Source organism: Burkholderia reimsis, assembly GCF_003294055.1.
Classification (GTDB): domain Bacteria; phylum Pseudomonadota; class Gammaproteobacteria; order Burkholderiales; family Burkholderiaceae; genus Burkholderia; species Burkholderia cepacia.
In genome coordinates this window covers 180671-191410 of record NZ_QMFZ01000005.1, presented here as the reverse complement: position 1 = coordinate 191410, position 10740 = coordinate 180671, and the positions used below count along the sequence as shown (strand labels likewise).

The window sequence follows — 10740 nt, the reverse complement described above, 5'->3', positions numbered from 1 at the left end:
CGCGTAAAGCGGCGAAGGCAGCCGGATCTTCCATTCTGGAGTTCAGCATGAAGATGGATCGACCTGTATTGACCGGGCATCAGAACGAGCCGAAACAGCCAGCCCGGCATGCGACGCGGTTGTCGCCGATCGATTTGCTGGAGAACGTGCTCGACAACGGGCGTCTCTTCGCGGCCGTGTTCGCCGCCTGCCTGCTGCTGGCGATCGTCTATGCGATCGCGGCAACGCCGGTCTATTCGGCCGACACGCTGATCCAGATCGAAGAGAACAAGGCCAGCGCACTGGGATCGCTGTCGTCGATCTCCAAGGCGCTCGACATCCAGAACTCGGCCGTGATCGGCGAAATCGACATCGTCCGTTCTCGTTCGGTTGTCATGGAAGCGATGAACGCGACGGCCGCACAGACGGAGGTGTCGGTCGAGAACCGGTTTCCTGTAGTCGGCGGCCTCATCGGTGCGCTCCTGCCGAAAGGCGCGGACGGTCTCGTCGACGCGCCGCTCGGTATGTCGTCGTGGGCATGGGGCGGCGAGCGCCTCGAACTCAGGACATTCGATGTTCCCACCGCGCAGATCGGCAAGGCGCTGGAACTCGACTATCTCGACGACAACCGGTTTCGTCTGAAGGACCGCAGCGGTCAGGTGGTGCTGAACGGTGTGGTCGGCGTGCCGAGCGAGAGCAACGGCTATCGCGTCGACGTCGCGCGGATCATCGCACGCCCCGGCGCGGAATTCCGCGTGCGGCGCGTCGCTACCGACGTTCGTCTCGAAGCGATCCTGAAGAAACTGGGCGTGACCGAAACGAAGCGGCAGTCGGGCATCATGCAGCTGAGTTTCGAGGATCCCGATCCGGTCTTTGCCGCGCGCATGCTCAACGCAATCGCCGCTGCGTACCTGAACTTCAACTCGAGACGTCGCGCCGACGATGCCGAGCGCAGTCTTACGTTCCTCAACGCGCAGATGCCGATCGTCAAGGCCCGGCTGCAACAGGCCGAGCAGGCGTTGAACACGTTTCGCAACCAGCAGGGCTCGATCGACGCGCAGGGCGACATCCGGCTGCTCGTCGAGCAACTGGCGTTCGTCGACAAGTCGCGGCTCGAGACCAAGCTCGCGTATCAGGACCTGTTGTCGAAGTACGTACCGGGGCAACCGCAGGTCGTGGCGGCGGCCAACAAGCTGAAGGAACTCGACCAACAGGCGGCGGTGCTGAAGGAAAAGGCGGCGCGGCTGCCGTCGCAACAGCAGACGTACTTGCGCCTGGCGCGCGACGTCGAGGTCAACAATCAGCTCTACGTCGGATTGCTGAACAACACGCAGCAGTTGCAGATCGCGGAAGCCGGTACGGTCGGCAACGCGTCGATCGTCGATGCGGCTGTCGTCAGCGACAAGCCGGTTCGGCCGAAGCGCCTGGCCGCGATCATGGCCGGTGCCGTGATCGGACTGATGCTGGGTTTTCTCGCGGCGCAGGGCCGTGCATTGCTGGCAGGGCGCATTCGCGATCCGCACGATCTCGAAGCGGCACTCGGCATCCCGATGCTCGGTGTCCTGCCGAATTCGCGCCGCCAGGCCGAAGCGGATGCGAACCGCACGCCGGCATTCATCGCGACGAAGGAGCCGGCCGATGTTTCGCTGGCCGACGCGATGGACAGCCTGGCGCTGACATTGAGGCACCGGCTGGCCGCGTATGGCGGCGGCGCGAAGGTCGTGCTGGTGTCGTCCGCGGGACCTGCGCAGGGCAAGTCGATGCTTGCCGCCAATCTCGCGTACCTGTACGCCGAGAAGGGGCTGAAGACGGTGATCGTCGATGCCAACGTGCGTGCGCCGGCGCTGCATCGTTATCTGCCGGTCACTGCGACGAAAGGCTTGTCCGACGTGCTGAAGGGCGCACTGCCGGCCGATGAGGCGATCACCCGCGTCGACGACAGGCTCGATGCGCTGTCCGCCGGAGCGCCGGGCGCGTCGACGCGCAACCTGTTCGACATGGCACGTCTCGACTCGTTGGTCGCGTCGTTGCGGAGCCGGTACGACATGGTCATCGTGGATACGCCGTCCGCGCAGCCGGTGGCCGACCTCGCTGCATTGTCACGCGTTGCCGACATGACGCTGCTGGTGGCTCGCCAGGGTTCGGCGAACGCGACCGGCATCGCGGAATCGCTGGACGGCCTGGGCAAGATCGGCGTGCGCATCGACGGGCTGGTGCTCAATGGCTTCGAGCCGTCGCCATTGCGCGGCGTTCGCCGGATCGGCGCCGGCTTCGCAGCGGCGCGTGCCTGATCACCGGGAGGATTCGATGCTGTTGGGCAAGGAGCGCATCGCATGAGCGATTCGATGGCAGGCAAGGACGCAGCGCGGCGCGAGGCACACGCGGTGCGGGTCGTGTGGTTTCTCGGTCCGCGGCCGGTGAGCTGGAATGGCGTCATGCGCTACAGCCTCAAATGCATCGACTTCATCCCGGCGCTGGCGGGATTCGACGTGGAGCCGGTCGACATTCCGGCCGAACCGCGCTCGTTTCGGCGCTACTGGACGCAGTTCGTGCTGTATCCGCTGCGCGCGGTCGCGGCCGCGCGCGCCGGGCACTTCGTCATGCTGTACCAGGAAGACCTGGCCTTCATGATTCCGCTGATCCGGCGGGCGGGCGGCCGGGTCGGCATCGTGCTGCATCACGTGCAGCATCAGGGGCAGGTGCGCGGCGTCGTCGAGAAGCTGAAAAACGCGTACATGCGGCTGACGCAGTCGCTGATCGCGACTGCGGACACGGTGCTCGCGCCATCGGACGTGACCGCGCAAGAGGCCCTGTCGGCGCTTCGCATCCAGGCTGACCGGATACAGGTCGTACCCAATGCGTTCGACGATCACCATGCTCCGATCGACGCCACAGTACGTGCGCAAGCGCGCGCGAAGCTGCTTGCGCGCTTCGGTATCCATATCGGCGAAGCACTGGTCGTGTTGAACGTCGGTTCGGACGAAACGCGCAAGAACAATGCGACGCTGTTTCGCGCGCTGGCATTGCTCGGGCGCAAGGACGTGATGGTGCTGCGGGTGGGCAGCGCGCAGAATCAGGCCAATCGCGACGAGTGCCGGGACATTGCCGCACGGGCGGGAATCGTCGCCCACTTCGTCGAGCATGTCGACGACGAGGATCTCGGCTGCTTCTTCCAGGCATCGGATCTGTACGTGTCGCCGACGCTGCACGAAGGGTTCGGCCGCACGGTGATCGAAGCGCAGTTTGTCGGCGTGCCGGTCGTCGCGTCGGATTTGCCGGTGTACCGCTACACGATGGGCGAGTCGTTCGTGGCGATTGCCAATGCGACGGATGCCGCCGAATGGGGGCGGCAGATCGAACGTGTCGCATGCGACCCGTTGCTGCGGGCCGAACTGGTGAGCGCTGGGCGGGCGAACGCCCAGCGATTTTCGGCTCGCGCGGTCAGCGCGCAATTGCGCGATGCGCTGGACCGGGCCGTGCGGGCCCGGCCGCACGCAGGCCGGGTGGAACCGTGAACGAAGCGGCGATGCGAACGATTCGGGCGGATGGCCGTGCCGCGGCATTCACGGGGCTGGCCGTGTCGACGCTGTTCATCCTCGCGCTGACGGTCAACGCGATGCTGCCGGCGCTCGGCGTGATGGAACCGAGCGCGACCTGCTCGTTGCTGGTGGCGGTCGCCGGGCTGGTTGCGCTGGTCGTCGCCCGCCCGGTGTTCGCCGTGTCGATGCTCTACACACTGGTGATCGGATTGACCGCGTTCGTGGCAGGCGTGGGGATCGAATCCGGTGGATTCCTGCGGGAAACGGACATCTTTGGCGGTGCGAACGGCGCGTTCAGCCGCTTGCTGACGTTCTATGTGATCTTCGTCGCGTGCGCGCTGTTCGCGTTCGAGCGGTCCCTGGACGAGCGCTTCGTGCACCCGCCGATCCGCGCGCGGATGACGCGCCAGCCAGTCAGTGTCGTGCTCGGGCTGGGGTTGGTCGGCGCGATTCTCGTGACGGGCGTGCTGGCCGGCCTGACGGGCGGCTTCGCGGTTCTGAGCGGCGTCAACCGCTACGCGCTGCGCAACGACGCGTCGAACAGCTCGCTGTTCAACCTGTTCCTGAACAACCAGACGTTCGTCGCCGTGCTGCTTGGCACCTTTTGTACGAGTTCGAACCGGGCCGTGCGATGGACGTCGGTCTTACTGATCGTCTCCGATCTGGTGCTCGAGGCGTTGCATGGCGAGCAGTTCATGGCCGTGCTGCATGTGTGCTTGACATTTCTGATCCCGTTCATCGCCATTCACGCGATGAACGGCAAGCCGGTGATGCGCTATCTCGGGATCGGCTCGGTCATCGCGCTGGTGATCGGCAGCGTATCGGTGTTCTATGCGTACAGGGGACAGGGGCTGGACATCGCCGAGACGGTGGTGTCGCGCTTTCTGGAACAGGGGCAGGCGTGGTACGTGGTGGACGGCGATGCACACCTGTTCAGCGCACCGACGCTGGGCGGCATGGCCGCGTTCGGGCGCTTCGTCGGTTCTTTGGGCTCGTTTACCGAGCCGACATTTTTCAGCGATGCACCGGCGAGCGGCCTGCGCGACTTGATGCTGTCGTACGGCACGTCCGAGATCCTCAAGGCCTACGTGTTCGACGATGTCACATTCACGATGGGCAACATGGCGGTACCGGTTTACTGGTTCGGCTATGCGGGCGGTGCGCTCTTCGTCGCGTTGACGGGCGCGATCTACGGTAAGGCGAGCGCGATCCTGATCCGGGTCACGATGCGCGGCGGGGTCGTGATGCTGTGGCTGACCACGAAAATCTTTGCGTATGCGACCTACGCGATCCAGCAAGGCGACTACTGGACGTTGTTCGGCGCGCGCACACTGTTCTATCTGGCGATCGCGCTGGCCTGGTGGTATTGCGTCGATGCGAGGCGCGTGAGCGCCGACGCAACGGGGACGGGGATATCTTGAACGCGTTTGTCAGGCTTCTGTTTTCGTCGTTCGCGGGCGTGGTGTGCGAAAAGATCATCGGCGCGCTCGCGGCGATCGCGAGCAATCACCTGTTCGCGAACATCTACGGCGCGCGCCTGTTCGGCGAATTGCAGTTCGCGTTGTCGCTCGCGTACGTGATCGGCAGCGTTGCGCTGATTTTCGGCGCACAGGTGATCCAGCCGATCCTCGGCAAGCATCCGCGCTTGCGGCACATGGTCGTCTACCGTGCGTTCCGTCTGCGGCTCACGCTGACGCTCGCAGTCATGCTGCTGTTCATGGGCATCGTGGTGATCGTCATGCGGCCGTCCAGCGTCTCCGAGCTCACGCTGATCGCGGCCTTCGCGTTGATCGTGGAGCCGATCGCGCTCGGTTCGCTGATGGCCTATGCCGAATCCAGGCCGTGGGTCATTACGCGGGCGAGGGCCTACGCAAGCTGTGTCCGCGTGCTGTGGCTGTACGTCGCGGCGCACGCGTCGATGGGCGTGGTCGTCGCTGCGTTCGCATGGCCGCTCGAGGCATGCGTGGCGGCCGCCGCGCCGTTCAGCCGCTATCGCGCACTGGCGTTGAAGTCGCCGAAATCGTTCCGCGGCAGCGCGGCCGTCACGAAAGCGCTGGTCGTGCGCGGGCTGCGGATATGGCCTGCCATCGCGGCCAGCGTGCTGGTGCTGCGCATGGACCGGCTGCTGCTCGGCGTGCTGGTCTCCAAGGCCGATCTCGGCATTTACGCGTCGGCGGCGTCGCTGGTCGAGCAGTGGAATTCGGTCGGCACGACGCTCGCGCTGGCATTGGCGCCGAGCATGGTCTTTTCGGCACGGACCGAGACGCTGGTGCGCGCCAAGGCGTTGAAGCTGGGCCTGTATCTCGGCCTCGTCGGATGTGTCGCGTGGGTCGGCAGCTGGTTCGTCGGCCGCAAGGTGTTCCTGATGATCTATGGGCCCGCGTTCGTCGACGGCGTGCCGATCATGATCTATGCGACCGGCTGCTCGATCGCCACGTTTGTCGATGCGGGGCTGAGCACTTGGCTCCTGGCCGTGCGCCGCTATCGGCTCGTCATGGTCAAGCAGGTGCTGATCGTCGCTGCGATTGTCGCCGCACCGTTCGTCATGCCGCGCGCGCTGGTGATGTATGCGCCTTCGACGGGGATTGCCGTCTCGCTCGTCGCGTTCTGGTGCGTCGTGCTCGGGAATCTCTTCCGTAACAGGGTGCGTCCATGAACGGCCGGTTCCGTGCAAGCAAGAGGGTTTCGGATCGATGGGGAGGTCGCTCGTGAAAAACCGGGTGCTGATGGTGATGACGCGGGACATTCCGCAAGACGTGTCGAACGGGCGGGAGCGCACGCTGCGCTTCATCCGGAAGGCGATCGGCGACCACACGGAAGTAGCCGAATTCAAGATCCGGTCGGTATTCGAGGAAGGCGGTATCGGCGCGAAGATCGGTGCCGCGGTTCGCGTGGGATGGAGCGTGCTGCGGGGCGCGCCGTGCGCGCTTCAGGTGGCGATGTTTTCGCATCCGCGCAAGCGGACGGCGCTGCTTCGCGTCATCGACGCATTCAAACCGGACGTGATCTACTTCGACGGCATACGGCTCGTGGACTACGCGATCCTGGTTCGGCACCGCGTGCCCGGTTGCCGGATCGTCGTGGACTTCGACGATCTGATGTCGCGCCGCGCGAACATCCTGCGCGAGCAGGATTTTCCGCTGTCCGCCGGATATCTGGAAAAGTCGCTGCCGGGGCCGTTCGTCAGGCTCGCCAACGCGAGGCTGATCCGTAACGCACTCCTGGGCTATGAAGCGTATGCGCTGAAGCGGCAGGAGTGCGAGGCGATCGGAGCGTCGCATGCCGTCACGCTTGTCTCCACGGAGGACGCGCACGCGTTGCGGTGCTCGCTCACCGACGCCGAAGCGATGAAGACACACGTGATCGCACCGCCGATGAATGCGCTGTTGCCCGTGCGCCATCCGGTGACGCCGTTGCGGTTCGTGTTCATCGGTTCGGACCGCCAGTTGCAGAACCGGCTGGCGATCGAGTACCTGGTGGCGTTGTGGGCGCGTGTCGGGCCGGCCACACCGCTGGTGATCTACGGGCGCATGGCCGGCCGCTACGATCCCGTGCCGAATGTCGAGTTCGCCGGCTTCGCGCCGACCCAGGCGGACGTCTATACGCCAAGCTCGATTGCGCTGTGTCCCGCATTCCTGCGTGGCGGCATCAAGTCGAAAGTGCTGGAAGCCGTGTCGTACGGCTGCGTGCCGGTCGGTAACGAAGCGGCCTTCGAGGGCCTCGGGTTCCACGATGACACGCTTGCGATGAGCGAATCGCGACTCGAACGGTTCATTGTCGAGCCGGCCGCGGAGCTGGATCGCGTCGTGGAAGCGGCGATGCGATTTGCCGCGTATTGCGAGCAGCGCTTCAGCACGCCGGTATTCGATCGACGGTGGCGAAAGCTGATCGCGCCACCGCCGGATAACCCGTCGTGACGGGTCAACGCAGCGCAGAGGAGGGCATCGATGTCGTGACCTGAACGGCTCGCGGACGACAGGTTTCCGGACCCGCATGTGCAGCGTGGCTACCGGATAGGGGAACGTCTTCCGCGAGCGATTTGCCGTCCTGCGGCCGATCGATTCAGCAGTTCGGCCGAAGGGCGCCGTATCCATTCTTCACCGATACCTAATAGAAAATGAGACCGATCATATTTGGCGGACGGTTCGGATGGCTGCATCCGGGCAACGGGACGCGGGGCGTCGTCCTGTGCAACGCTTTTGGACACGAATCCGTTTGGAGTCATGGCGGCATGCGGTATCTGGCGGACCGCCTGTCCGCCCGCGGGATGCCGGTGCTGCGCTTCGATTACCGCGGCACCGGCGATTCCGTGGGTGCCGATGGCGCGAGCGACCAGTTCGAGACGGCGGTCGACGACGTGGGCGCGGCCATCGCGCAACTGCGGAAAGAAACGGGCGTGGCGCGAGTGACGTTGTGCGGCCTGCGGCTGGGCGCTGCATTCGCGTTGCTGGCGGCCGATCGGTACGACGCGGATCAGCTCGTGTTGCTTGCACCGGTGGCAAGCGGGCGCAGCTATGTGCGCGAGCTGTCGATCATGCGCAATATCTGGCTCGACCAGCTACCGGTGCCGTTACGGGAGGCGCAGCCGAAGGACGCGCCGTTCAACGTGCTCGGGCAGGTCTACAGTCCGGCGTTCCGCGCACGGCTCAACGCGTTCGATGCGGTCGACGCATTGAAGGACTGCGCGGGCGTGCCGGCATCGGGCACGCTGATCGTCGACGTGAACGCAGGTGGCAGCGAGCCGCTGCACAGGCAGCTCGAAGGGTTGGGCGGCTCGGTCGAGCGCCGGTCATTCGAAGGCTATGCCGCGTTCATGCAGGAGACGACGTTCTCGAGCCTGCCCACGCGGGTGTTCGACGCGGTGGTCGACTGGATCGCGGCCAAGGAAGTCCGGCATGAGCCAGCGCCACGTGTTGCTTCGAAACCGGGACAGGATGCCTACCTGGTGCTCCGCACGCCGGAAGCCTGCGAGCAGCCGGTCAGGTTCGGGGTGGCCGGCTTGTTCGGCATCTTGTGCACGCCGCATGGGATGCACGACCGTGGGTCGGTTTTGCTGATCACGAATACGTCTGCCAGCCCGCACGTCGGCGACAGCCGGCTCTCCGTGCGGATCGCCCGGGAGCTGGCGCGGCGCGGCATCGCATCGCTGCGGTTCGACGGCAGCGGGATCGGCGACAGCTCATCCGCGCGCGGCGGCACGCCGGACGACGCGCGTCAGCCGGTCTATTCGAGCGCGGTCGTCGAGGACGTTTCGACGGCCGCCCACTGGCTGAAGGAGCAGGGGTATCGGCATGTCGTGTCGTTCGGCATCTGCTCGGGCGCATACAGCGCGTTGCGCGCGGCGCTCGTCGGGCGCGCATTGTCGGGCGTCATCTCGGTGAACCTGCAGAGCTTCCACATGCCCGACGGCCTGTCGACCGACGCGCTTCGCCGGCATCGGCCCAATTCGATGGCCGGTTACCGGTCGTCGTTCTTCGAGCTGGAGAAATGGAAGCAGGTGCTGGCCGGCAAGCGCAGGATCATGCCGTTCGTCCGGCTCGTGCTGAAGCGCGTGACGACGCTCGCGGCCGTGCGGATCGGCGCATGGCGACGCCGGATCGCCGGATGGTCGTGCGCGGAGACGCTGCCGGTCGAGCCCCATGACATCTTGCGTACGCTGCAGCGCAAGGAGGTGAGCACGCTGTTCGTGTGCGGCGCATACGACAGCAGCCTGGACCTGATGTCGATGTACTTCGGCCCGCGCGGCAAGCGCGTGTCCCGGTATTCGGGCGCACGCGCCGTCGTGGTCGACGATCTCGATCACAGTGTCTTCAGCTCGCATGCGGTCGAAGCGGTGGTCGGGCTTTGCAGCGAGTTCGTCAAGGGGCTCGATGCGCGCCGCGTACCAGCAGGAAGGATCGTCAAGGCCGAATCGCCGGCGTGATCGACGGGCGGCGGAGGCTGTGTCAGATGTCGCACAGTCGGCGAACCGGTGCGGTGATACGGTAACTCGCCTGTCTTCGCCAACACTGACCGGCCTCTGCGAGTCATACGATGAACCCCGAAAGCCCCGGACGTCTGGACCATATCGATGCGATGCGCGCCGTCGCGGTTCTGCTCGTCATCTGGACGCACTACGCCGAGCGGTTCGCGCCGCTGGCCGGCGCTCAGCAGTGGCTTGACACGCTGCAGCGCTCCGTCAATTTCGGACGGATCGGCGTGGTGGTCTTTTTCGGCATCAGCGGCCTGCTGATTCCGGTCAGCTTGCGTGGCCCCGTCGGACCCGGCACGCGACGCTTCCTGATTCGCCGTTTCCTGCGGCTGTATCCGGCATTCTGGTTGTCCATTCCGGTCGGCTGCCTGGTCTTCTGGACGTTGTTCGGAAAGCCGGTGAGCGCGTGGTTGATCGTGGCGAACACCACGATGATTCCGACCGCGCTGGGGCAGGAGCCGATCATGGGGCATTACTGGACGCTCGAGACCGAACTGTACTTCTACGGGTTGTGTCTCGTGCTGTTCTGGTGGGGCGGGCTGCACCGGATGCGCGATCTCGCGCTCGTCTGCATCGGGCTTTGCGCGGTGTTCGTGATCGCCCTCGGGTTGCGCGTCTTTCCCGAGCATACGCTGGGCCAGTACAAGGCCATGCCGTACCACCTCGCGATCATGTTCTGGGGCGCATGTTTTCGTCAGGCCTACGACCACCCGCATGCAACGTTGGAGGTGCGATGCGGGCTACGCGAACACCATCGCATCATGCTGACGTACCGGTTCGTCGTCGGCCTGCTGACGGCGATGATCGTCGGCGTTGCGCTCATGGGGGTGGTCAACGACTGGCGGCAGCACAACGTGGCGCATCTGCCGTCGTCGCTGGCTTACATGGTGGGCATTGCGATCTTCGTGGCGATGGCGACGGTATTGAAGGTTCGCCTGCGCATGGTTGCGAAGCTGGGCGAAGTCAGCTACTCGGTTTACCTGTTTCACGCGATCCCGCTGTTCGGGTTCTACTGGTTGTGCGAACACTACCGATGGTCCGGGTGGCCGCTGGGCGTCTACATGATCGTTCCGGTCGTGCCATTGATCGCGCTGTCGTACGCAAGCTACCGGTATTGCGAGGCGCCCTGTGTGCGGCTTGCGCATCGCCTGACCGCGTCGCGACAACGCGGCGACCTGCCGATCGGCAAGGGTTCGGTCAACCCGTCGCGAGATCCGATTCGAAACTGACGGGCATGGACGAAAGACGGCT

7 protein-coding genes are annotated in these 10740 nt (G+C 65.1%); all 7 read left to right on the top strand.

The genetic code is table 11. The features are described 5' to 3' along the window. Positions 1 to 47 precede the first annotated feature (47 nt). The 7 genes from DPV79_RS08935 to DPV79_RS08905 all read left to right on the top strand — a co-directional run bounded on the left by DPV79_RS08935 (position 48) and on the right by DPV79_RS08905 (position 10718). A complete protein-coding gene (locus DPV79_RS08935) occupies positions 48 to 2270 on the top strand; it encodes a GNVR domain-containing protein (protein ID WP_113045273.1) in 2223 nt (740 codons plus the stop codon). Between the two features lie 42 nt (positions 2271 to 2312). Next, complete coding sequence (locus tag DPV79_RS08930) at positions 2313 to 3494, top strand: glycosyltransferase (protein WP_113045223.1); 1182 nt, start codon at positions 2313 to 2315, stop codon at positions 3492 to 3494. An 11-nt stretch (positions 3495 to 3505) separates the two neighbouring features. Next, positions 3506 to 4939 (top strand): DUF6418 domain-containing protein, encoded by a 1434-nt coding sequence (locus DPV79_RS08925; RefSeq protein ID WP_113045272.1) that lies wholly within the window; start codon positions 3506 to 3508, stop codon positions 4937 to 4939. Then, the gene (locus DPV79_RS08920) at positions 4936 to 6174 is read left to right on the top strand and encodes an MATE family efflux transporter (protein WP_133295627.1); all 1239 of its coding nucleotides are present in this window, start codon (positions 4936 to 4938) and stop codon (positions 6172 to 6174) included. The genes DPV79_RS08925 and DPV79_RS08920 overlap by 4 nt, the downstream gene beginning before the upstream one ends. 52 nt (positions 6175 to 6226) lie before the next feature. After that, positions 6227 to 7435: a glycosyltransferase gene (locus DPV79_RS08915; protein ID WP_165843497.1), complete on the top strand. Its 1209-nt coding sequence runs from the start codon at positions 6227 to 6229 to the stop codon at positions 7433 to 7435. A 314-nt stretch (positions 7436 to 7749) separates the two neighbouring features. Continuing rightward, positions 7750 to 9441, top strand: a complete 1692-nt coding sequence (locus DPV79_RS08910; protein ID WP_244321723.1) for a serine aminopeptidase domain-containing protein — start codon at positions 7750 to 7752, stop codon at positions 9439 to 9441. 110 nt (positions 9442 to 9551) lie between these two features. Continuing rightward, complete coding sequence (locus DPV79_RS08905) at positions 9552 to 10718, top strand: acyltransferase family protein (protein WP_113045219.1); 1167 nt, start codon at positions 9552 to 9554, stop codon at positions 10716 to 10718. The last annotated feature ends 22 nt before the right edge of the window (positions 10719 to 10740 follow it).